Source organism: Flavobacterium sp. UM26 (assembly GCF_057922445.1).
Window position 1 is genome coordinate 1 of sequence record NZ_JBVHCY010000017.1, and the last position, 24,394, is coordinate 24,394.

Below are 24,394 nucleotides of genomic sequence, written 5' to 3' on the forward strand. Positions count from 1 at the left end.
AACTTATGAAAGGCACAACAAACCTTCGTGTAATTCTTATTCGAAGGCTTGTTATGTCTTTTTTTAAACTAAAAAATAAATAAATTTTTAGTTTGTATATATCATAGTAATCGGGGCTAAGAGTGAGCATAGTCTTTTTTTGTAAACATTTCTTTGACTTTCTTGCACAAAAAAACGAAGCACTAGGCCTCGTTTTCATAAGTTGATATTTATTGTTTTTTATCGGTCATATGTAATTCGCATATCTTCATTGGTTTTTACGACAAATTTTCGGTCACGCTCATTTCATATTATTTTGGAATGTATTCCTAATTTTTCAAGTCTTTGATTACTTTAAAGGCTACATCTACTTCATTCTCACTCACCAAAATAGTAAACTCATTCGAAGTCGAAATCACCTCATTGATAATAATTCCTTCCCAAGCCAAACGCTGAAAAATGAAGTAGTAAATACCCGGAACCACTATGTTTTCTTTTGGTAACTTAACCGTAATCGAGGCTAAATTTTCTAATTTCTGAATCAATTTCTCACTAGAAAAATGTTTTTCAACTAAGTGATTCACGCTATTACTCACTACAATGTTAATCTCATTAACTCCACGTGAGGAAGTATAGAAAATATCCGAAAACGTATTAATGTCGGTAATCAAATCAGCTTGCTTGTTTAAAACAGTGTCAGAAACCGCAAAAGTGTAATCCGTAAGCTCCGAGCGTACGGTAATTTCACCAATGTTTTTGATTACTTTATTGATTTTATGATTCAATTTGAAATCCAATTCTTCTGTTAATCGTTTCAAAGCCATCACCACAGCACCTTGCTTTACTTCTTTACCAAATTCACTTTCTAATTCGGTCATAATATTCCGAGATAATGAAGTCAAGTTGATAATACCCATTGAAAGAGCGTTCAATAAAAAAGGTTTGGTTTTGATGTAATTTTCTACAATTGAAGAAACAGTTTTCATAACAAATACATTTTTAATTTTTTTAGAGAAAGATTAGATTTAACTGACAAAATGTGTTAAATCTCTTTGCAAAGATAAATAAAAAACAATTTGTTACAAATATAACATTAGGTTTTTTTGATTAAAAATGAAAAAAAGCATCGGTAAGGTGTTCAATAGCAAAGGATTCCTTTTGTTTATGAATCGCAATAATATCAAATCGTACATTTACATCGATTTCGTTGAGGGTTACATAAGCATCGACAGCTTTTACCAATAATTGGATTTTTTTGGGTTTTACAAAGTCTTGAGGCAATCCAAACTCGATAGAAGACCTTGTTTTGACCTCAACAACGGCCAAAATATCCTCTTTTTGAGCCAAAATATCAATCTCCGCCTTCTGAAAAATCCAATTCGTTGCTAAAATCGTGTAACCTTCTTTTTTCAGAAAATCAACCGCTAGCTCCTCACCTAGTTTTCCTAATTCGTTATGTGCTGCCATATTTTAAATCAAAACCCTTTTGAAATTTTAAACATATAAGTCATATTCGTTTTTTTAAATTCACCATATAAGGCAAATAAGGTCATTTAAGATTTGAATAGGAATGGACTTTAGTCCATTCATAATAATGCAAACCCACATCAGGCTTTAGCCAAAATAGAACATAATTTGGGCTAAAGCCTTTCTAGATTCTCATTAAAAAACATCCCGCTAAAGCAGGATGCAATTGATGATTTTGACAATATTTACTCTCGCTTTTTTAATCTGTAATCAGTTTTTGAACCATATAAGGCATATAAGGTCATTTAGGTACAATGATTATTGTGAATTAATCGAATAAAAGAAAACCATCTTTCTATGTGAACCTTGTGCCCGCCTTTGTGTCCTTCGTGGTTAAAATCCAACTTATCTGCCCTTCAATACCTTATATGGTTCAATAAATAATTGTAAACTTATATGTTTAAACTAAAAACTATTCAAATACCACAGTAGTCCCTGTAGCCGTGACTTCAAGTGTGATGGTGTTTCCCAAAATCAACGCGCGATTGTCCTTGATATGTCCCGCTGGGAAATTAAATACCACGGGAATGTTATAGGATTTGGTTACGTCATCAATTATTTCAAGTGCATTTTTGCCCCAAGGAATATCGTTATCCTTCATTTTGGTCATACCGCCTACGATAATTCCTTTGATGCTTTCTAAACAACCGTTGCGTTTCAGGTTCATCATCATACGGTCGATGTGGTACAAATACTCATCTAAATCTTCGATAAAAAGAATTTTATCCGAACAATCAATAGCAGAAGGCGAACCAAACAAACTATACAAAATCGATAAATTCCCACCTACCAGTTCACCTTTGGCTTTGCCCAGACGATTCATTGCAGTTGATTCAATAGTGTAGGATAAAGGTTGCCCAAACAAGGCTTTGTATAAAGTAGCAATCGATTCTGGAGCGGTTCTAGGAATACTCACAGGCATCGTTCCGTGTATGGTTTTGTAGCCCAACGTATTCAAATGATTGTGCAAAACCGTAACATCACTAAAGCCTACAATCCATTTAGGATGCTTTTTGAAAGTTGAAAAATCCAATAAATCAATCATTCTCACCGTTCCATAACCGCCACGGGCACACCAAATCGCTTTAATATTAGGATTGTCCATTTGCTTTTGAAAATCGGCCGCACGTTGCGCATCGGTCCCCGCCAATTGATTTTGGTCTAAACCAATGGTGCTTCCAATCACCACTTCTAGCCCCCAGCTATGCAATAAGTCGATAGTAGGTTGTAAATTATCTTCGATATTTTTTCGAGCGGTAGCCACAATGGCAACGGTATCTCCTTTTTGAAGTACGGGTGGTGTAATCATCTTTTTTTGAGCTTGACTGTTAGTAATCGAGCATACAAAAACAAAAAACAAAGCTTGCCATAAAAAATGACCCTTGCTATTGGCTTTTGCTTGTCGATTTGTAATAATGTTTAAGTTGGATTTCAATAGTTTCAAAACTAAGTTATAAAAACAAATATAGGCAAATCCTAAAATATGCAGCGGTTTCTAATGGAAATCCCTTAACTTTACTTGTAGCGATTTTAGTATAATATATATGAAGTATAACTGGTTGATTTTTGGACTCTTGCTTGCTTTGGGGACATCTCCTCTATTTTCACAAACCAAAAAATTCAAAATACATACGGTTGCGTTTTACAATTTTGAAAACCTTTTTGACACCATCAACGACCCCGATACTTTTGACGAAGAATGGACACCCGATGGTTTGCATCGCTGGACGAAAGCAAAATACCAAACCAAGCTCCAGCATTTGGCACAAGTCCTTTCGGAAATTGGTACGCCCGAAAACAAAGAATTGCCCACTTTTATCGGCGGATGCGAAATCGAAAACCGAGCCGTACTCGAAGATTTGATTCAACAATCCCAACTACAAGAGGCCGAATATGGTATCATTCACTTTGATTCGCCCGACAAGCGCGGCATTGATGTGGCTTTGTTATACCGAAAAAAATGGTTTCGACCGACAAATTACAGTGCGATTCCCTTGTATTTGAATGCTACTACTGAGTCTGAAAAAACCAATACTGCTGCATCATTGGCTGAAAAAACAGAAGATGATGTTCCTATTTTAGCACCAACCAAAAGGATATACACTCGAGACCAATTGCTCGTTAGTGGCTATTTGGAAGGAGAAGAAATCCATCTCCTTATCAATCACTGGCCTTCTCGTTCAGGTGGAGAGCAAAAAACAAGCGCCTACCGAGAAGCCGCAGGAAAACTGAACAAGAAAATTATCGATTCGCTACAACAACTCAATGTCAATGCAAAAATCATCACGATGGGTGACCTCAACGATGGTCCTCATAACAAGAGCATAAAAGTGGCTTTGGGTGCCAAAGGAAAGAAAACAGCGGTAACTCCACACGAAATCTTCAATCCTTTTAAAACTTTGTTGAGCAAGGGATTGGGAACCATTGCACACCAAGATGCTTGGGATGTTTTTGACCAAATTATGCTTACAGGAACCTGGCTCAGTTCGGATTATTCGACTTGGCAGTATTGGAAAGCAGGCATTTTCCAACGGAATTACCTCATTCAAACTCAGGGAAAATTCAAAGGCTATCCACTCAGGCATTCCCTAACCGAAGTTGGGTACAGCGACCATTTCCCTGTGTATGTTTATTTGATTAGAGAAGGGAAATAGGCACTCGATAATTTCCGCCACGAATTCACTAATAAATAACGAATTATAATGTGTTTTAATGGCACAAATTATTAAGATTGATGAAATTCGAGACATTCGGTTTCAATTTCGATGTGTATTTGTGATAATTGGTGCAATTGGTGGCTAACTTTTTTATAAGCACATTCCGTTAAGTAGGGGAAGAAGTGGTTTTTGATAGTATCATTTGATAGTATCATTTTCCTTATCTTAGCCTTTCCAATTTTAGCACAAAAACAATGGCCATAGCAAAACCCTTCAACCTTAACCAATGGATTCAAGATAACCGTGAGTTACTAAAACCACCCGTTGGCAACAAGAATCTTTATGTTGATTCAGGCGACTATATCGTGATGATTGTGGCGGGTCCGAATGCCCGAAAAGATTACCACTACAACGAAACGGAAGAGCTTTTTTACCAACTCGAAGGCAGTATAAAAGTCATCATTCAAGAAGAAGGACAGCGTAAGGAAATGGAACTGCACGCGGGAGATATGTATTTGCATCCCGCTAAAATTCCGCACTCGCCTGTACGTTCCGAAGGTTCTATTGGACTAGTGATTGAACGCAAAAGAGCTGGTTTGGGCTTTACCGATGGTTTGCTTTGGCATTGTGATAGTTGTAATCACAAACTGCACGAAGTTTATTTTGAACTCCACAACATTGAAAAAGATTTTCTCCCTCATTTTCAACATTTCTATAGTTCTGAGACGTTACGTACTTGCCAAAATTGTGGCACCGTGATGGATACCGACCCAAGATTTATGGGGAAGAAATGATCGTTGGGATAAATTTTTAAAACATATAAGTCATAGGAGTTTTGCATCCTTCGTGTAAATGCTTGTGAATTATCTTATTGTTATTGAACCATATAAGGTATTTAAGGTCATTTAAGAATTTACTTTTTGAACACTGCTGTTTTTTTACCACGAAGCAACACAAAGAAGTCACGAAGAAGCACAAAATTATATAGCATTCCTTTGTGAACTTAGTGCAAAACCTTGTGTCCTTTGTGGTTAAATTTTTTACACAAAACAATACTCTTTCACTTTGCGTCCCTTGCGTAAAACCTTGCGAACTTTGTGGTTAAACTTTTAGTACGGATTTAAGCGAAACTTAAATGACCTTAAATGCCTTATATGTTTCATTTTTTTCAATAATAAACTACAACTCCATACGCACCCCTTGTTCAGGAAAAACAAAAGTCAATCCCAACTCGTTTGGAGCCGCTAATTGTTGCTTTATTTTTTGGATGGAAGCAGCAGGAGGCTTCAAATGGGTAATGATGATTTTGCACTTTTGCAAGGCTTCTTTGCCAGTGAGTGCTGCCAAAACCTGCATTTCTTTCATCAAATGTTTTGGTGTTAAGTGTCCGAATAGGAACGCATCGGGTTGTTCGTTAGGAAACGAAACTTCTATCAAAATACCTTTCAACTCTTGCCTTTGAATCAATGGTGCGATAGCTTTCCAAAGGTCGGCTAGGTTTGTGGTTTTTTCTACAGAATCAGGTCCTGTATCGCCTAAATACAAGATTGCATTGTTATCTTTTTTGATTAAAAATGCAGTGCTTTCGTAGGGATTTACGTGACTCAACGGAAATGCTTGCACCGTCATTGAGGTATTCGAAATGGGTATGGTTTTTCCAAAAGAAAGAGTTTCGAAATGGTATTTTTTTAAGGGTTTCCCCAAACCTTCATCGCCAAAATTCGCCCAAGTCTGGTCGTTAAAATAATGGTTTTGCATCATTTTCATAGCCGGAGCTATCGCGTAAACGGTTTTGGTCGAGTCGGCGGGCGAATTGATAATCAAACCAGACACGTGGTCCAAATGCGCGTGTGAAATACAATAGCCTTTGATGTATTGGCGCAAAACAGTACTCGAAGGCACAGAAAAAGTGCCTTTTTCAATTGCTTTTTCAATACCGGAATGAACGGTTCCAGCATCTAAACAAACGTATTCCTTTGTCCCGATAGGAGCCACTAAATAGGCCGACAAATTACGCTCATCGATTCCGCCATATACTCCCAAAGGGACCACTTCAAAAACGGGTTTTGTGTTTTGTCCAAAAGAAACTAATGTGCTCACAAAAAATAACAGTAGCAAACCCAACACTTTTCTCATCTTTTCTGCATTGAAAATTAAAGGCTAAAAGTACGGCTTCTGCTGAAAATGGCTGTTTTTTTTAAATCAAATCTGCCTTAATTTTGCGATTTAGGTTACTTTTACGGCTTCTCAAAAGGACTTCAATCAACAGAAAGTCTTGATTTTTTGGTGTTTACTAATTTTAACTAGGAACACTTCTTTGAAATTTGCTTCTAAACACTATCTTTACGAAAAAAATATAACAATTTTAACTAAAAAAGTTACAATGACAACAATAGCAACTCAATTCGGAATGAACGAAGCCCTAGCGCAACTAGGAATTAAAGCGGTAAATGAAGGAACTTCTACTGGAACGCAGCATTTTGCGAGCGGTTCATTATTAGAAAGTTATTCTCCTGTAGACGGACAATTAATTGCCTCAGTAACGACAAGTTCAGCTGCGGATTATGAAAAAGTGATGCAAACTGCGACAGCTGCTTTCAAAACATTTCGATTGATGCCAGCCCCACAACGTGGAGAAATTGTACGTCAGTTTGGAGAAAAATTACGCCAAAACAAAGAAGCCTTAGGGAAATTAGTTTCTTATGAAATGGGAAAATCGTTGCAAGAAGGCTACGGCGAAGTTCAGGAAATGATTGATATTTGTGACTTTGCAGTAGGATTGTCCCGTCAGTTACACGGATTGACGATGCATTCTGAGCGTCCTGGACACAGAATGTATGAGCAATACCATTCGCTTGGGGTAGTAGGTATTATTTCTGCCTTCAACTTTCCGGTAGCGGTTTGGGCTTGGAATACCGCTTTGGCTTGGATTTGTGGTGATGTGTGTGTTTGGAAACCTTCTGAGAAAACACCTCTATGCGGAATAGCTTGTCAAAATATTATTGCCGAAGTGTTAAAAGAAAACAACCTTCCAGAAGGAATTTCTTGTTTGATTAACGGTGATTACACTATTGGTGAATTGTTAACCAAAGACACTCGTGTTCCCTTAGTTTCGGCTACGGGTTCAACTAGAATGGGGAAAATTGTAGCACAAACGGTTGCTGGTCGTTTAGGAAAATCGCTTTTAGAATTGGGTGGAAACAATGCGATAATTGTGACTCCTGATGCAGATATCAAAATGACGGTGATTGGAGCTGTTTTTGGCGCTGTTGGAACCGCAGGACAACGTTGTACCTCAACCCGTAGATTAATCATCCACGAAAGTATCTATGACAAAGTAAAAGACGCTATTGTGGCTGCTTACGGGCAATTGAGAATTGGAAATCCATTGGATGAAAAAAACCACGTGGGACCACTTATTGACAAACAAGCTGTTGAGATGTATAATCAAGCGTTGACCAAAGTAGTAGCCGAAGGCGGTAAAATCTTAGTAGAAGGTGGCGTCCTCACGGGTGAAGGCTATGAGAGCGGTTGCTATGTAAAACCAGCTATTGCTGAAGCTCAAAATAGCTTCGAAATTGTACAACACGAAACCTTTGCACCTGTATTATATTTATTAAAATACAATGGCGATGTGGAAAACGCGATCGAAATACAAAATGGTGTGGCTCAAGGTTTGTCTTCTGCTATTATGACCAATAATTTGCGTGAAGCAGAACGTTTCTTGTCAGTAGCGGGGTCGGATTGTGGGATTGCCAACGTGAATATTGGAACTTCGGGAGCCGAAATTGGAGGTGCTTTTGGTGGAGAAAAAGAAACTGGTGGCGGAAGAGAATCAGGATCTGACGCTTGGAAAGTGTATATGCGTCGCCAAACGAATACCATCAATTATACGACCAATTTGCCTTTGGCACAAGGGATTAAATTTGATTTGTAATATTCAGTTTATATAAATGAAAACCCTTTCAGTTTTTCATACTGAAAGGGTTTTTTATGACTAATTGTTTCCAAAAAATGACTAATGTAACTCCCTAGCCCCGATGGGAGGGAAAATCCTTTTTATCCCTTTTTCGGGATAAAAAGATTGGAAGGACAGCGGGACTATGCTCCCAAAAAAGCCTTTTGCCTACTGCTCCTAAAAAACTTTAATTTCTTCCTTTTTCGTCGAAATACAACTGATGTAAGGGTTCGCTTTGCCAATATTCTTTGGTATCGATATCCATAATTGTGAGTGGTCCTTTGAAGGCGGCGCCGGTGTCTACATTCCAAACATTGGCCATTTGAACGGGTATGGTTTGCTCTAATCGAGTGACTGGAGTGTGGCCAATATAAATTTCGTTGTAAAGCGTTAGGCGTTTGGGATAAGATAAATGGTCTTTGGGCAAGGATTTATCCAAGGCAACAGCCGTTTCCCAAAGGGTTCGATCCCAATAAAATAAGCGTGGAAAATATTCGTAATGAATTCCATTAAGATTGGTAAAACCCGCGTGAATAAACAATCGGTTCTGCTCGTCAAGATAATAATTGTCTAAAGAGTGTAAGAATTCGATATGCTGCTGAATGGTAGCTTTGTCCACTTTTTCATAAGCCAATACGGTTGCTTCTCCACCGTGTTTGTACCACAAAGGATTGTCTTTACCGCTATCGAGATAGTCCAAAAAAAGTTCATCGTGATTCCCTTTAATACAGATGATATTGTGTGTTTTTTTCATCTGGATGAGCAAATCGATGACTTGTGGGGACTGGCTCCAGCCATCGACATAATCGCCCAAAAAAATCAATTGATCGGAAGGGGTTACTTTGGCTCGCTCCAACACTTGATGCAAGGCACGCAAACCACCGTGTATATCTCCAATAACTAATGTTCTCATATAGTGTGGTATTCTAAAATAAAAATGCAAAAATAGGGGAAAAATACACTTGATTTATTTTAAATTATATGACTATCCGTGAATTGTACCATTCTAAAGTAGTCTTGTATTGCTTAAATTATTTATATCCTTGGTACTTTCTGTTCTTTGCCCCTCCGCGCCTTTGGGTGAGTTTTAGCTTGCTAAGCCGCAGAGACATCAAGTAAATTTTCAAAGTTTAATCTCTTGGCAGGAGGTACGGAGAATCTAAATAAATTATTTGCTTGCAACACTATTAACCTCTATCCAATACCCATCTGGATCCTGAAAATAAATTTGCTGAATTCCATCAGCACGGGTAGTAATTTTGTTGGGCTCTCCTGGCCAATCGGAAAATGGAATGTGTTCTTTTTGCAATTGTGCTATCAAGGCATCAAAATGTGGCGTTGTTAAAGCCAAATGCACCGCCTTGTTGATTGTCACAGGCGAAGTAATCGTAGAAACCAAATGCAACTCTTTGCCATCTCCTAAAGAAAACCAACGAATGCCTTCTTTTTGAGTGCGATTGGTAATCTCGGGTAAGTACAAGATTTTGGAATAAAAATCTGCTGCTTTATTGACATTTCTTACCGAAATAGCCAGATGATTCAACGTTAATCCCAAGGTTGTTTTTTCTTGGGCGTACAAGCAAATTACCCAAAGAAACAATATGCACGTAATTGCTTTTTTCATAATTATTATGGTTTTATTTCATAAATATAGTGTTTAATCGTCATTTACAAAAAACCTTGATGATCAAGTACTTAAAAAGGGAATCACTATTTGCTAGTTTGGTAATTAGCAAAAAATAAATAAATTTATACTAGTCTTTTTAAAAATTTCATTCGATGAAAAGCTAGTACTTATTTTAGTCATATTTTGCATTGGTTTTGGTGGAGTTTATAGCTCTTGTTCTTCAGATGTCGAAAGAATTGTAGATTGTCTAACGGAACAAATCAACTTAAAGCTTTCGCATTCATTAGATACTCAAAATCAAAAGAAAAGCTTGTACACTGTTCGATACACTGGATCACTTTCATTGAATAACACCATTCAATGGGATTTTGGTGACGGTCAAAAAGCAACGTTAAGTGGCACCACGGCTGAACATATTTTTACCGCAGCAGGCAAATACACCGTAAAAGCAAAAGTAACCCTGAATAAAGGAAATTCTTCTTGCACGACTACTTTAGAAACTACCGTAACTATTCCGTAGATTTTGAAGTTACACTCGCAAACTACCTCTAAACCCTCTGGCTGCATAATAGGATGATGCGCCATTGTGATAGACAAAAACTGTTTTGTAACGGTAATCCCCAAATAAAGCACCTCCTAAAGCGCGAATTGGAGCGGGCGTCAACAACCAACTAGAAGTTTTGGTATCGAATGGTCCAAATTGTTGCAAATAGCGGTATTCGGATTCGTTTAATAGCTTAATTCCCATCGCTTCAGCCGCTGCTACAGCAGAATTTTCGGGTTTGAATTCTTTTCTTTCGTCTAAAGCTTTGGCATCATAACACCAACTGCGACGTCCTTTGGGACTCTCGGCAGAACAATCATAAAAAAGACATTCATTAGTAACCTCATCATACCCCACCACATCTGGTTCACCACCAGTTTCTTCCATAGCTTGGAGCGATTGCAACTTCAACGGTTGTTGCTGTAATTTTGTCACTACGTTCTCCCACTGAATGCCTTGATGCCGATGGCTATTTTGCTCAAAACGTTTTTGTAGCAATTGCAACAATTGCTTTTGTTCTTCGGAAGTAAGGGGTTGTAGAGGGAGCATTGGTTTAGAATTAGAAAATTATAATCGAAACTCCTTTTCGAAATCGAATATAAAAAGAAGAAAACAGCAATTATCTAACTTTTCGTTTTTCTGAATCTTGTCGATTATCCCAAAAAGCTACAATTTCAATAGTATTCTCTCGTATCTCATAAAAAATCAAGTACTTTTTTACTGGAATAACACGAGTAAACTTGTTAGAAGTTAGTCTTCCAATAAAAGGTGTTTTGGATAACGTTTCTAATAAATCTTCTACTTCCGATAGAAATTTCATACTGTAATTTGCATTTCCATTTCTGTAGTAATAAAACTCAAGTATCGTTTTGAACTGAATTTCGGATAAAGTTGACCAAACTATTTCTTTTGGAGCCATTCTCTCAATTCTGAAATTACTTGGTCGTTTTTACGAAATTTACCTTCTTGTAGTTCTGCTCTAGAAATTTCAATTGAAGCCTCTTGTTCGTTTGTTAACTGATATAGTTCTTGCTCTGAGGAATCAAAAATGGTCTGTAAAGCACTTAAAAAATTTACATCTTTTGACTCTTTTATCCTTGAAATCAAATTTTTCTTTAGTTGTGAAGTACTATCCATTACGCCAATTTTTTAATTTCAAAAATAAACAATTTATTTCTAATTCACAGAAAGTTACAAAACCTTTAAAAGTACAATAGTTATATTACTTCAAACAAAATGAATAATTTGAAAGTAAAACAATTTTCTTCTTAAAACCTACTTCTACCCTCCCAATAATTCCATCAACTCCAAGCATCTTCGGGTGGTTTTGGCATTATCAAAAGTCAGCAACAAACGCAGGCCTGCGGGGGTTTGCTTTTCTTTCATTTTGCATAGATTGGGATGCTTTTGTACAAAATCCAAGACTTTATTGAAGCGATTCGATTGGTAAAAATCGGATTGTTGGTCGGAAACAAAATAGCCAATCATTTTGCCTTGTTTGAGCACTAGTTTTTCGATGCCTACGCGAGTGGCAATCCACTTAATACGAATACTGTTCATTAAGGCATTGGCTCTTGCTGGCAAAGGTCCAAATCGGTCTATCAACTTGTTGATGAAAACGGTCAGTTCTTCTTCGTTTTTGACTTCTCCAAGCTCGTTGTACAACAGCAATCGCTCCGAAACGGTATTGATGTATTCATCTGGGAATAACAACTCAAAATCAGTGTCGAGTTGGAGGTCTTTTACGTATTGTTTGGTTTCGATGTTGTTCTCTTCGGGATACAACTCTTTGAATTCATTCTCCTTAAGTTCCTCAATGGCTTCGTTCATAATTTTTTGATAGGTATCAAAACCAATCTCATTGATGAAACCACTTTGCTCGCCTCCCAACAAATCTCCAGCACCACGAATCTCTAAATCCTTCATCGCAATGTTGAAACCGCTACCCAATTCGCTAAATTGTTCCAAGGCCTGGATGCGTTTTCGGGCTTCTTCGGTCATTGCAGAATACGGCGGACAAATGAAATAACAAAACGCTTTTTTGTTGCTTCGTCCCACACGTCCTCGCATTTGGTGCAAATCCGACAGTCCAAAATTATTCGCATTATTAATGAAAATGGTGTTCGCATTGGGCACATCCAATCCGCTTTCGATGATGGTGGTGGCTACCAAAACATCGAATTCACCGTTCATAAACGCCAACATCAATTCTTCGAGTTTTTTGCCATCCATTTGAGCGTGACCAATGCCTACTCGTGCGTTGGGCACCAAACGCTGAATCATACCCGCGATTTCCTTAATATTTTCAATGCGGTTATTGATGAAATATACTTGACCATTACGCTGAATTTCATACGAAATCGCATCTCGAATGGTTTCTTCATTAAACCCAACCACGTGGGTTTCTATCGGATAACGATTGGGCGGTGGCGTAGTAATTACCGACAAATCTCTGGCCGCCATCAACGAAAACTGCAAGGTTCTTGGAATAGGCGTTGCGGTAAGGGTTAGCGTATCTACATTAGCCGCAATGGTTTTGAGTTTGTCTTTTACATTTACGCCAAACTTTTGCTCCTCGTCTACAATCAACAAACCTAAATCTTTGAAGACCACATTTTTGTTGACCAATTGGTGTGTACCGATGACAATATCTAATTTCCCTTCGGCGAGTTGCTTTAGGGTTTCTGCTTTTTGCTTGGCAGTTCTAAAACGGTTCAAATAGCCCACCGTTACCGGCATATCTTTCAATCGCTCGCTAAACGTTCGGAAATGTTGGTAGGCCAAAATCGTGGTGGGCACCAAAACCGCCACTTGTTTGCTATTGTCCACGGCTTTGAAAGCAGCACGAATCGCCACTTCGGTTTTACCAAAACCAACGTCACCACAAACCAATCGGTCCATTGGGCGTTCGCTTTCCATATCGGCTTTAACATCCTGAGTCGATTTTACTTGGTCGGGCGTGTCTTCGTAAATAAACGAACTTTCCAACTCGTTTTGCAAATAACTATCAGGCGCAAATTGAAAGCCTTTTTCCAAGCGACGTTTGGCGTACAACTGAATCAAATTGAACGCAATATGTTTGACTCTCGCTTTGGTTTTTTGCTTTAACGCTTTCCAAGCATTCGAGCCTAATTTGTAAATTTTGGGTGGTGTGCCGTCTTTACCGTTGTATTTCGAAATTTTGTGTAGCGAATGAATGCTCACATACACAATGTCATTATCGGCATAGACCAACTTAATCGCTTCTTGGGTTTTGCCTTCGACTTGTATTTTTTGCAAACCACCAAATTTCCCAATTCCGTGGTCAATATGTGTCACATAATCGCCAACCGAAAGGGAGGTTAATTCCTTTAGCGTAATGTTTTGCTTTTTCGAATAGCCGTTTTTGATGCTGAATTTGTGATAACGTTCAAAAATCTGGTGGTCGGTGTAACAAGCAATTTGGTTTTCATCGTCGATAAAGCCTTGATACATAGGCAACACGATAGTATGGTATTGCTTTCGAATGTTTTCGGCATTGGCTTCGTCTAATGATTCAAAAATATCGTGAAAGCGTTTCACTTGTCCGTCATTGGAACAAAACAAATAATTTTTGTAGCCGTTAAAATGGTTTTCATTCAGATTATTCAACAACAAATCAAATTGTTTGTTGAATGAAGGTTGTGGCTGAAAATGAAATGGAAACGTTTTTGAGGTTTTAAAAATCGCTTTGCTTCCCCATTCTACGACCGAAAAATCTACAGCACGCTGGATGAAATTCGCTTGATTTAAAAACAATTGCTCGGGTGTGGAGCGTTTGATTTCTTGGGATAATTTCGCGAAAGCTTCTTCGGCTTTGCTAAAATGTTTGTCCAAATCGGCCAACAACAGTTCGGTATTTTGAATAAAAATCACCGTTTGTGGCGAGATATAATCTAGAAAAGATTCCCGATTTTCCTGAAAAAAGGAGTTTTCTACATTGGGAATAATCGTGATTTTTTTCTTGGTCTCTATCGATAATTGGGTGGCGACATCAAAGGTTCGAATACTTTCGACTTCGTTGCCAAAAAACTCGATGCGGTACGGATTGTCATTCGAAAACGAAAAGACGTCTACAATGCCTCCACGCACGGAAAATTCTCCGGGTTCGGTAATAAAATCGACTCTTTTGAACTCGTATTCAAACAACACCTCATTGATAAAATCGATAGAAATCTTATCCCCGACTGCCACTTTCAAGGTGTTTTTGTCCAATTCCTTTCGGGTGACTACTTTTTCAAAAAGTGCTTCGGGATAGGTGACAATTACGGCGGGTTTTTTACGCGAATTGATGCGGTTCAATACCTCAGCTCTTAACAAAACATTGGCGTTGTCGGTTTCTTCTATTTGATACGGTCTTCGGAAAGAGGCGGGATAAAACAGTACATCTTTTTCACCCACCAATTGCTCCATATCGTTCAAGTAATAAGCAGCTTCCTCTTTGTTATTGAACACCAATAAAAAAGGCAATTCGGTTTTCGTAAACAACGAATGCGTAATAAATGAAAAAGCAGAACCTAGTAAACCCGTCAAATGCAATTTGCTGGCGGGTTGTGCTGTCAAACTCGCACTTATTTGAATACACTTAGGTGATTTCTCGTAGGTACTGTATAAAATTGGCTTACTCAACGCGTGGGGTATTTTGTGAAGGTGGCATACTAGATGGAATCGCTCTTGCGGTATCTCTTATCATTTGCAACATTTCAGACTCTCCTGCTTCAACAGGAATCTTACTTTTTACATCAATTTTGTCCATTTCGCGTTGCAAAGCAATCAATTCCAGATTAATTTCACCTACTTGTTTGACTACTTTTTTATATGGAATTTGAGTCAAATGCAAGTACATATCCAACAAACTTACATTGGTTATCAAAATCGAAATCCTGCTTTTGATAGCTGGATTGTTGTATTGTCCAGGAATATTGTCTTTTAATTCCAATGCTTTTTTGGTCAAAGCTTTGGATTTCTTTTGAAAAGCACTAATTGAACTTTTCGGTTTTTGAGCCAATTCGTCCATAAATGTTCGCCACTGAGGCCAGAAAGACATACTGTTTTCTGCAACGACATTTATAGGTGCAGCCTGAAAAACCCAGCCTTTGTTGATATTGGTAAATATGATTTCGTTTTTTTGCGCTTCCTTTTTTTGCGCTTCCATTCGGAGTTTGTTGTCATCGTTGCAAGAAGACAAAAAAAGTACAACTACAAAAAGGAACCAGAATTGGTGTTTCATCTGAAGAATATATTAAAAGCACAAAGTTACAAAGTAAATTTAAGTTATAGGATTTTCCATTTTGGGTTTTCAGAATTCTTTGTGTTATTACCAATGCAAAGAGCCCAGTACAAGACCGAGCTCATTTGCTTCAAACAAAACCAATTGTATCCGTAGATTCCAAAGGGTGTTTAGGAATTATTTTTTTATTTCCACAATACTCACAGCGTATCCTCCACCTGGAGCAGCATATTGAGACAATTGCGATTTGTTGTTTACCTTTACTTTTCGAATGGTATATGCTTGTGGATTCGTTTTGTAATGAGCATCTTTAGCATCAGCATAAATGGTGGCTTCATACGTTTTTCCTTTATCCAAAAAGTCTAGTTTTATTTTAGACGTTCTTGGTGTTTCGCCGTTTACGTTTCCAATGAACCAGTTGTTTGTTCCTTTGGCTTTTCTTGCTACGGTAATATAATCACCGGGTTCGGCTTCAAGATATTTACTTTCGTCCCAATCTATCGCAACGTCTTTAATAAACTGGAAAGCATCTGCAAATTTGTTGTAATGTTCTGGAAAATCAGCCGCCATTTGTAAGGGGCTGTACATTGTTACATACAAGGCTAATTGATTGGCCAAGGTACTGTTGACATGCGATTTGTTCGTTGGACTAAACGAACTGATATTCATTTCGAAAATACCGGGTGTATAATCCATAGGGCCACCTAACAAGCGCATAAATGGCAAGAGTGTCACGTGATTTGGTTTGGAACCACCAAAAGATTGGTATTCTGTTCCTCTAGCCGATTCATTACCAATCAAATTAGGATAGGTTCTGCAAATTCCGGTTGGTCGCACGGCTTCGTGTGCGTTGACCATAATTTTGTATTCGGCTGCTTTTTCTACCGCGTATTGATAGTGGTTGTTGGTCCATTGGCTGTAATGATTAGAACCTAGCGGCAAAATGTTGCCCACATAACCACTTTTTACAGCGTCATAACCATTGTCTTTCATGAATTGGTAGGCTTTGTCCATATGACGCTCATAATTACGAATCGATCCAGAAGTTTCGTGATGCATAATCATTTTTACTCCTTTGGACTTCGCATAGTCACGAATTCCTTTGACATCAAAATCTGGATAAGGAGTTACGAAATCAAAAACATAATCTTTGGAATGGCCAAACCAATCTTCCCAGCCTTCGTTCCATCCTTCAACCAAAACCCCGTCAAATCCGTGTTGCGCAGCAAAATCAATGTATTTTTTCACATTTTCGGTAGTAGCTCCGTGACGACCGTTGGGTTTTACTTTAGTGAAATCGGTAACACCAAGTTGCACCGAAGGCAATTCATCGGTATACGACCAAGTGCTTTTATCGGTAATCATTTCCCACCAAACCCCAACATATTTCATAGGTTTTATCCAAGAAGTATCTTCAATTTTACAAGGATCGTTTAAATTCAATGTCATTTTAGAGGCCAAAATATTTCTGGCATCATCGCTCACTATAATAGTACGCCATGGTGTATTGTGTGGCGCTTGCATCAAACCTTTGTCGCCAAATTGGTCTGGGGTCAACCACGATTCGAAAATCATGTTTTTGTCATCCAAATTCAAATGCATGCAAGAGTAATTGATCAACGCGGCTTCGTGTAAGTTGATATACAATCCTTCTTTAGTTTTCATCAACAAAGAAGTTTGCACACCGGTTGGAGAGAAGGTGGTTTGGGATAAATTGGCCGTTTTGGCTTTTTCGCTAAATCCTCTAATTTCAGATAATTTCGAAGTGGTATAATCGTATTCTTGTGTATCATAATCTCCCGGAATCCAAAAAGCCGTGTGATCTCCGGTCATAGCAAACTGGGTTTTTTCTTCTTTGATTACAAAATAAGATAGGTTTTTTTGCAAAAGAAATTCATAGCGAAATCCTAGTCCTTCGTTAAATAAACGAAAGCGAATCACCATTTGACGTTGGGTTTCTTTTTGATTTAAAGTAACCGCCAATTCGTTGTAATGGTTGCGAATGGAAGCCACTTCTCCCCAAACTGGTTTCCAACTTTCATCAAAAGTTGCCGTTTTGGTATCGGCAATTGCGAAATCATTTCGTAAGGATTTTTTATCGTTTTTCAATTCGAATCCTAAAGTACTGGGTTTTATAACTTCTTTGCCTTTATAACTAAGTGTATAACTTGGAGTGCCATCCGAAAGCAATGAAAATGTCATTACCAATTGTTTATCGGGCGATTGCAATTGCTGGGCTTGTGCCGAAATCATTCCGATACAAAAAAGGAATGCGGAGAATAAGAAGTGTTTCATTTTTTTTTGAATAAAAAGGATTAAACGTTTAGGAGATGCGATGCCAAAAAGTAATCAATACAAAGTGAGAAATTCATCGAAATCGATGTAATCAGTAGCCTTAAAAATTCCTTTTCGGTATAAAAAACTATACCAACAAAATTAGTCGCTTTATCACAGTGAAAACGATAGCGTAAAAAAAAAGTAGATTTAAAATATTACAAAACACTATATTTCAATTATTTACAAAATAAAAGTGAACAAAAAAAGTGGTAGCAATACGAATTAAAAGTGGTTATTTTTCCTGAGCAGTTCCAATTAATAGCACTTGATTTTCGAATTCTTCTCTTGGACCTCGTGCTTTGTTTTTTAATTGAGAGCGGTAATTGTAAATGGTAGAAACAGAATATCTCAAAAACACCGCAATTTTGGCACTGTCTTTTATCCCTAAACGAATCAAAGCAAAAATGCGCAATTCGGTGTTGAGTAGTTCGCCTTTTTTCAAATGAATCGCATCTTGATCGGACAATAAATCCGAAAAATCTTGAATAAAAGAGGGAAACAATTCCAAGAAAGTTTGGTCAAATTGGGTGTAAAATTCCCTTAATTCATTTTCAACAGGCGCATTCGATTTGACCAATTTGAGCAACTCATTTACTTTTCCAGCCGTTGCCATTACTTTAAGCTTTTGACTATATTCCTCAAGTTTACCAATATAATCCGAACATTGGTCCATATAACGGCCAATATAAATTTCCTTCAACAAACTCGCTTCGGCCAAGGTTGCATTGGTATCATTTAGTCGTTGATTGATTTCTTTTAAGTCCTGATTCAAATTAGAAAGTTGTTCATTGGCCAAGGTAAGGGCCTTTTGGGCCGCAGCTACTTTTCGCATTTGTTTGAAAAGCAATACCAAAGCGCCTAATAGGATTAACGACAAAATGCTTACCGCTAACAGAAAAATGGTCAATTGTGTACGATTGGTTTCGTTTTTATTTTCGTAAGCTTGGTTAATGATGGGCAGCATTTTAGAAATTTCATAAGTCCGTAGTTTGGCATTACAAAACAAGGCGTCTTCCAAAGATCGCTTGATGTAGGTGTACGCCCGATCAATATCGCCTTCTTCATACAAGATAAAAGCTATTTTACGCAACGAAATATTTTCTTTTTTGGCCAATTGTACATCAGAAATAGCCGAAAGAATCAACCACTTTTTTTGTTGTTCTTTATCTTTTTTTAATCGATAGCCTTCTGCAATCAAATACGCTAAAACCGCTTGATCGGGATCCTGAGCAGATGTTGACGTGTAAAAACGAAGTAACGCAGCAATCGCTTGATCGTACAGCTTTTTTTCAAATAAAACATCGGTATTTGCAATACAAAATTCTCGACTTTTCGGCTGAAAATACAACATAGAAGAATCTCGGTAGCGTTGAGTCAATGCCTTGTACTTTTGTTTTTCTAAAGCCGAAGCCGCATATTCAGTCAAGTAACCATAGACAATTCGGTACGTGCCGAAATAATATCCTTTGATACTTGGTGTGGTGTTCACGGGTATGGACTCCAACAAGTCAATCGACTCTTTATACATACCTGAAGTACCTAATATCATCGCTACATTGAGCTGAGCCCCGTTTACTTTTTCTAAATCGTTTAAAGCTAGGGCTACTTGCCAACTTTTTCTAGCATAAGTAAGCGCCGAATCCAATTGAAAGGCTGTATACTCTGAATGAAGTTGTACATAAATCGCATACCGTTGCTCGTTAGAAGTACTGTAACGCAACTCATCTTTGAGATACTGTAACCGCTTTTCTTTTTTGGTAATAGCATTCGGATAGTCTGCAACCGTGTGATCCAATTGTTGTAACAAAGTAGTCACCTCACGCTGCCCCCAAAAACAGCTTGGAAAAAGGAGCGCTCCTAAAAGAAACACTTTCGTGATTTGTACCTTCAAATTCATTTGGTAAAAATAGCTATAAATTCATTTTCAACTCTATTATTTAAACCTCTTTAAGAGTTCCACAGCCATACTTCAACTAATTTGTTTTTCATAAAGACAAAAACCTCTAATTCTTTTCTCAACATTTTCAGAGCATCACTGGCTGCAAGTGAGTATTTTTTATTTACTATTTAATATTTTAAAGGAATTCAAAGCAACAATTACATTTTTTTATTAAATTTATTGTCATTTTTGCGAAATCGATATTTTTAAGATAAATTCCTATCTTTGTTCTTTTAAAACGGCAACTTATGAATCCAAAAATATTAATCATTGGCGCGTGTGGTCAAATCGGAACGGAACTGACCCAAAAATTGAGAAAAATTTACGGTACCGAGAACGTCATCGCCTCCGATATTCGAAAACTGAATGTAGATGTGGTCAACTCAGGTCCTTTTGAAGTCATCAATGCGCTCGATTTTAACCAAATCGAACATTTGGTCGAAGTGCACCAAATCACCGATGTCTATTTGATGGCCGCTTTGCTTTCGGCTACTGCCGAAAAAAACCCCGCCTTTGCTTGGGATTTGAATATGAATTCCTTGTTTCACGTCCTGAATTTGGCCAAAGCCGGAAAAATCAAAAAAATATTCTGGCCTTCGAGTATTGCAGTTTTCGGACCTACTACTCCCAAAGAAAATACGCCTCAATACACCATAATGGAGCCTTCGACCGTGTATGGCATTAGCAAACAGTCGGGCGAAAGATGGTGCGAATACTACCACAACCTTTTTGGCGTAGACGTACGCAGCATCCGTTATCCGGGCTTGATTAGCTGGTCTTCACCTCCTGGCGGCGGCACTACAGATTATGCGGTAGACATTTACCACAAAGCCCTCGAAAACCAATCGTACGAATGTTTCTTGTCGGCCGAAACCAAAATGCCAATGATGTATATGGACGACGCCATTGCAGCTACCATCCAAATAATGCAGGCGCCAGCGGAGCAAATCAAGATTCGTTCGTCGTACAACTTGGCCGCGATGAGTTTTACGCCCACCGAAATCGCCGCCGAAATCAAAAAGCACATTCCTGATTTCACCATCAGTTATGCACCTGATTTCCGTCAAAAAATCGCCGACAGTTGGCCTGCGAGCATCGATGATAGCCGTGCGCGCGAAGATTGGGGTTGGAACCACCATTTTACCCTCGACAATATGACGGTAGATATGCTCGAACATTTGAAATAAATCGGCAACTGCCTACTGTTTTCGAACATTTAAGTCATTAAAGTTTTTCTTGTAATAGTAAGCAGAAAGTAGCCCATAGAAGTTGAATTCGTGGCTGCTTTTTAAATCCTATAAGGCACATAAGGACATTTAAGTTATTCCTTTTTTAACTTAAATCTTTATGCGCCTTAGTTTTTTTAGTGCATTCATTAGGAGCACACGAACGGATATCTCCACACTTCCCCTCCCGTGATCCGCTATATCTTTGCTGCCGAACCCCATCAGCAAAGGATGCCGCTCCTCCCGGGGCTAGTTGAGACGAGTCGTTTTCATAATGCATAGTGTAAGCTATAAACCTAGCTCCTGCAAGGTTTTCAAAACCTTGTAGGTATTATTATAAAGCTACATTTTAATCGGCTATGAAATTGTAAAGATGAACGAAAAAACCTATTTTTGAATACCGTCATCTTTCAAAACTTTTTATTTCTGTTACAAATGATTGATAAATACAAAAAAATCACAATCTATATTCTGCTTTTTATTCCGTTAGTTTTTGGACTGTTTTTTATTGATTCCTACATTTTACCAAACAAAACAATTACTGAAGAAATCATTTCTTACAGTGAGATTTACGAAACCAATTCTAGCAATAGATTTAACAAAAGCAAAGTTCTAGTAGGGTATGTTTTTTACACGAAAAAAGGTAAAAAATTTTCTATGAAAGAAACCTATATTACTGAGAGCAAAGTAACACTCAAAGAGAGTTATATTTTTAAAAACATTACCGAAGTAACATCAAAAGTAAATGATTATACTCATAAACTGATGTCAGGATTAAGTGGCGCAACTTTATACTTTTCTGTTGGATTAATAATTTCGGTTATAGTTAGCTTGTTGTATCTCTATTTCGATAAAAAATTAACCGAAAACGGGTTTCAGAATATCATCTTATTTAATGGATTCCTAATCATTTGCATCCTTTACATTCTTGTATTGCACAATTAATCAAGGTGTAATAAATAACAACTAAAATATCCGCTACTCCTACAAAGTATAACACTGCGTGAATTATCTTCAATTTACACATCGTATTAAACCCTACATAAAAACGTAATAATAACCAACCTTTTTTAAGTAATCATAATTATGATGCTCTTTTAGATTTGTAATCTAGCTAAGTTACATTCTAAACACATTATCAGAAAAAGTAGTGAATCTTTAATCAGATTTACAGATGACAAAAACATTTAAAAAAGATAAAGTATTGGGCTTCAAAAAGTATTAAAAATTCTCAATTCTAAAATATAAAAAAAATAGTATTTTTTGTAATAAAAATATTTTAATATACTTTTGATTAAATTTAAAACTAGTTCTAATTTTCAAACAAGATTTTTTCATAATGAAATCTACTTCCGTAAAACATTTTGCATTTATACTATTCATAGTTCATTCATTTAGTGTTTCTGCACAAACTTTTCAATTTGGAATAAATCTTGGTCGTTGGGTCGAAGATTATGCGATTGATATTGATAAGGTTTCTGATGGATCGGTGTTAACTACTTCAACTAATACCGCTTTTGGATTACAAGGTCTTTATAAATTAGATGACACAGGTAGTATTGTATGGGCTTTTAATGAAATTACAGGTGCAACTTCTGATTTTTATAGTTTTTTATCAACTACAACGGATGAATTTGATAATATTTATTCATTAGTTGCTATAAATTCAATACCAGGTTTATCTTTTGAATTCAATAAAAAAACGTACTATTCAGGTATTAATTTATTGAAAATAAATTCAAAAGGAGAGGTGATTTGGGTAAAAAGTATGGGGTCTTTTGCTAGTAATGGTGCTAAAGTTTTGTATAAAAATAACAATATATATGTTTTAGGACAATTTCAAGACGAGATCAAAGTGGATAATCAATATACAGTAAAAAGTCAAAAGTATTATGATTGTAATAGTTGGATCTATCGTTCTGGGCTTGATTTTTTAATAGCCAAATTCGAATCGAATGGAAGGTTTATAAAAGCAATTAACTATGGTGAAGATTATGACGATTATATCATAGATGCTTCAATAGATTATGACGAGAACATTTATTTTGTTGGTATTTCTGATTTACACCCTTGCACTAACCAATATTCGGTACTTATAAAATTTAAATCAGATTTGAGTTTTAATTGGAAAATAGAATTGAGCAAATTTAGCAATGCTTCGGGATTACTTTATCCATCTAATATACATATATCGAAAAATAATAAAATATATGTTTGGGGACATAATTTTCAAGATGTAATCACTAATAATTACAAATTAGAAAAATTATGCACAATAGCTCAAAACAGAGATATGCCGACCGCAAATCTTTTAGAGTTTGATACAACGAATGGAAATTTTTTGAGAAAATATCAATTTACTAATTGTACTGTTAATAAAGTATTTGCTACACAAGGAAGTTATTTTACTCAACATATAAATAAAGGTCTAATGGCTGATTTTGAAAATGATTTAATAATATTCACTAGCTTCAAATGGCCAATAACATTTTCAAATGGAACATTTTCTCCATCTTTTAATAGTATTGGCTATATGAATGAAAATCTCTTATTAATGAAAATGAATTTAATTGACTTTAAACCTTATTTTATTACAAATTTTAAAGCAGAAAATGGAGCTAATACCGGTAATCCATACCCTACAATTGATAACCCAAATGCTTTAATTATTGATAATGAAAATAATCTGTATATTTCAGGTGCATTTGTCGAAAATCCATTAATGGTTTTAGGTAATAAGATATCTAATAATAGTGGGAATGGCGATACAGATGTTTTATTCATTAAGTTAAACATGAATAATTTATTAGATTTAAATAGCATTATTTCAACCCAAAAAAATATAACTGTTTTTCCTAATCCCACAAATAAACTACTTAATATTAATTATAATGATGAAATAGATGAAATTAGGATATATGATTATTCAGGTAAATTAATGTTTGAAAAAAAGAGCTTCTCTTCACCATATGTAGATTTAAGTTTTTTATCATATGGCACTTATTTAATTGATTTTTATTATAAAAATGTAAAAATAGGTAACAAGAAAATAATAAAAAATAATTAACTTTCCCTGTAGTTTTTTAAAAGACAATTATAAAAAGTCGTTTATAAAATGAGACTATTAATATATAATTCAATTCATAACGTTTGTAGCATAAAAAAATAAAACTGCAATATTTCTAATTCGATATTGCCGTTTTTTTATTATAAAAACCAAAAGTCCTCGCCTAGCCCCGATTACTATGATATATACAAACTAAAAATTTATTTATTTTTTAGTTTAAAAAAAGACATAACAAGCCTTCGAATAAGAATTACACGAAGGTTTGTTGTGCCTTTCATAAGTTAT

Annotated in this window: 20 protein-coding genes; 7 read left to right on the forward strand and 13 right to left on the reverse strand. The window is 36.6% G+C overall.

The window, feature by feature from the left end:
• Nucleotides 1-308 precede the first annotated feature (308 nt).
• The 3 genes from ACZ1AQ_RS14900 to ACZ1AQ_RS14910 all read right to left on the reverse strand — a co-directional run bounded on the left by ACZ1AQ_RS14900 (nucleotide 309) and on the right by ACZ1AQ_RS14910 (nucleotide 2,815).
• On the reverse strand, nucleotides 309-965 hold the full coding sequence (locus tag ACZ1AQ_RS14900; protein WP_489633657.1) for an aspartate kinase: 657 nt from the start codon (nucleotides 963-965) through the stop codon (nucleotides 309-311).
• A 121-nt stretch (nucleotides 966-1,086) separates the two neighbouring features.
• Nucleotides 1,087-1,446 carry a YraN family protein gene (locus ACZ1AQ_RS14905; protein WP_489633658.1) on the reverse strand — a complete coding sequence of 120 codons (360 nt, stop codon included), beginning with the start codon at nucleotides 1,444-1,446 and terminating at the stop codon, nucleotides 1,087-1,089.
• Between the two features lie 472 nt (nucleotides 1,447-1,918).
• Nucleotides 1,919-2,815, reverse strand: coding sequence for a S66 peptidase family protein (locus ACZ1AQ_RS14910; protein WP_489633659.1), 897 nt, complete (start codon nucleotides 2,813-2,815; stop codon nucleotides 1,919-1,921).
• Between the two features lie 235 nt (nucleotides 2,816-3,050).
• Here ACZ1AQ_RS14910 and ACZ1AQ_RS14915 point away from each other — a divergent pair, with 235 nt between their 5' ends.
• Both ACZ1AQ_RS14915 and ACZ1AQ_RS14920 read left to right on the forward strand, forming a co-directional pair.
• Nucleotides 3,051-4,160 (forward strand): endonuclease/exonuclease/phosphatase family protein, encoded by a 1,110-nt coding sequence (locus ACZ1AQ_RS14915; RefSeq protein ID WP_489633660.1) that lies wholly within the window; start codon nucleotides 3,051-3,053, stop codon nucleotides 4,158-4,160.
• Between the two features lie 257 nt (nucleotides 4,161-4,417).
• Nucleotides 4,418-4,957 carry a 3-hydroxyanthranilate 3,4-dioxygenase gene (locus tag ACZ1AQ_RS14920; protein ID WP_489633661.1) on the forward strand — a complete coding sequence of 180 codons (540 nt, stop codon included), beginning with the start codon at nucleotides 4,418-4,420 and terminating at the stop codon, nucleotides 4,955-4,957.
• A gap of 385 nt (nucleotides 4,958-5,342) precedes the next feature.
• On the opposite strand, the gene ACZ1AQ_RS14925 is transcribed toward ACZ1AQ_RS14920, so the two are convergent.
• Nucleotides 5,343-6,299: an MBL fold metallo-hydrolase gene (locus tag ACZ1AQ_RS14925; RefSeq protein WP_489633662.1), complete on the reverse strand. Its 957-nt coding sequence runs from the start codon at nucleotides 6,297-6,299 to the stop codon at nucleotides 5,343-5,345.
• A 247-nt stretch (nucleotides 6,300-6,546) separates the two neighbouring features.
• Here ACZ1AQ_RS14925 and amaB point away from each other — a divergent pair, with 247 nt between their 5' ends.
• The gene (amaB, locus tag ACZ1AQ_RS14930; RefSeq protein ID WP_489633663.1) at nucleotides 6,547-8,100 is read left to right on the forward strand and encodes an L-piperidine-6-carboxylate dehydrogenase; all 1,554 of its coding nucleotides are present in this window, start codon (nucleotides 6,547-6,549) and stop codon (nucleotides 8,098-8,100) included.
• A 208-nt stretch (nucleotides 8,101-8,308) separates the two neighbouring features.
• On the opposite strand, the gene ACZ1AQ_RS14935 is transcribed toward amaB, so the two are convergent.
• Nucleotides 8,309-9,034: a metallophosphoesterase family protein gene (locus tag ACZ1AQ_RS14935; RefSeq protein ID WP_489633664.1), complete on the reverse strand. Its 726-nt coding sequence runs from the start codon at nucleotides 9,032-9,034 to the stop codon at nucleotides 8,309-8,311.
• Between the two features lie 255 nt (nucleotides 9,035-9,289).
• Nucleotides 9,290-9,745: a VOC family protein gene (locus ACZ1AQ_RS14940; RefSeq protein ID WP_489633665.1), complete on the reverse strand. Its 456-nt coding sequence runs from the start codon at nucleotides 9,743-9,745 to the stop codon at nucleotides 9,290-9,292.
• Nucleotides 9,746-10,058: 313 nt separating this feature from the next.
• Here ACZ1AQ_RS14940 and ACZ1AQ_RS14945 point away from each other — a divergent pair, with 313 nt between their 5' ends.
• On the forward strand, nucleotides 10,059-10,268 hold the full coding sequence (locus ACZ1AQ_RS14945; RefSeq protein WP_489633666.1) for a PKD domain-containing protein: 210 nt from the start codon (nucleotides 10,059-10,061) through the stop codon (nucleotides 10,266-10,268).
• A 9-nt stretch (nucleotides 10,269-10,277) separates the two neighbouring features.
• On the opposite strand, the gene ACZ1AQ_RS14950 is transcribed toward ACZ1AQ_RS14945, so the two are convergent.
• The 7 genes from ACZ1AQ_RS14950 to susR form a co-directional block, all read right to left on the reverse strand.
• Nucleotides 10,278-10,841, reverse strand: a complete 564-nt coding sequence (locus tag ACZ1AQ_RS14950; protein ID WP_489633667.1) for a DUF4256 domain-containing protein — start codon at nucleotides 10,839-10,841, stop codon at nucleotides 10,278-10,280.
• Between the two features lie 70 nt (nucleotides 10,842-10,911).
• On the reverse strand, nucleotides 10,912-11,211 hold the full coding sequence (locus tag ACZ1AQ_RS14955; RefSeq protein ID WP_489633668.1) for a type II toxin-antitoxin system RelE/ParE family toxin: 300 nt from the start codon (nucleotides 11,209-11,211) through the stop codon (nucleotides 10,912-10,914).
• Nucleotides 11,193-11,429, reverse strand: a complete 237-nt coding sequence (locus ACZ1AQ_RS14960) for a hypothetical protein (RefSeq protein ID WP_438061829.1) — start codon at nucleotides 11,427-11,429, stop codon at nucleotides 11,193-11,195. Before ACZ1AQ_RS14960 ends, ACZ1AQ_RS14955 begins: the two co-directional genes overlap by 19 nt.
• Nucleotides 11,430-11,573: 144 nt before the next feature.
• Nucleotides 11,574-14,891, reverse strand: coding sequence for a transcription-repair coupling factor (gene mfd / locus ACZ1AQ_RS14965; protein ID WP_489633675.1), 3,318 nt, complete (start codon nucleotides 14,889-14,891; stop codon nucleotides 11,574-11,576).
• A gap of 40 nt (nucleotides 14,892-14,931) precedes the next feature.
• The gene (locus ACZ1AQ_RS14970; protein WP_489633669.1) at nucleotides 14,932-15,540 is read right to left on the reverse strand and encodes a hypothetical protein; all 609 of its coding nucleotides are present in this window, start codon (nucleotides 15,538-15,540) and stop codon (nucleotides 14,932-14,934) included.
• A gap of 177 nt (nucleotides 15,541-15,717) precedes the next feature.
• Nucleotides 15,718-17,835 (reverse strand): glycoside hydrolase family 97 protein, encoded by a 2,118-nt coding sequence (locus ACZ1AQ_RS14975; RefSeq protein WP_489633670.1) that lies wholly within the window; start codon nucleotides 17,833-17,835, stop codon nucleotides 15,718-15,720.
• A gap of 274 nt (nucleotides 17,836-18,109) precedes the next feature.
• Nucleotides 18,110-19,774, reverse strand: a complete 1,665-nt coding sequence (gene susR / locus ACZ1AQ_RS14980) for a SusR family glycan utilization regulator (RefSeq protein ID WP_489633671.1) — start codon at nucleotides 19,772-19,774, stop codon at nucleotides 18,110-18,112.
• A 290-nt stretch (nucleotides 19,775-20,064) separates the two neighbouring features.
• Between susR and ACZ1AQ_RS14985 the strand changes: the two genes are divergently transcribed.
• The 3 genes from ACZ1AQ_RS14985 to ACZ1AQ_RS14995 all read left to right on the forward strand — a co-directional run bounded on the left by ACZ1AQ_RS14985 (nucleotide 20,065) and on the right by ACZ1AQ_RS14995 (nucleotide 24,109).
• Nucleotides 20,065-21,003: an L-threonine 3-dehydrogenase gene (locus ACZ1AQ_RS14985; RefSeq protein ID WP_489633672.1), complete on the forward strand. Its 939-nt coding sequence runs from the start codon at nucleotides 20,065-20,067 to the stop codon at nucleotides 21,001-21,003.
• 696 nt (nucleotides 21,004-21,699) lie between these two features.
• A complete protein-coding gene (locus ACZ1AQ_RS14990) occupies nucleotides 21,700-21,987 on the forward strand; it encodes a hypothetical protein (protein WP_489633673.1) in 288 nt (95 codons plus the stop codon).
• Between the two features lie 394 nt (nucleotides 21,988-22,381).
• Entirely contained in the window at nucleotides 22,382-24,109 is a 1,728-nt protein-coding gene (locus ACZ1AQ_RS14995; RefSeq protein WP_489633674.1) for a T9SS type A sorting domain-containing protein, read from the forward strand.
• The last annotated feature ends 285 nt before the right edge of the window (nucleotides 24,110-24,394 follow it).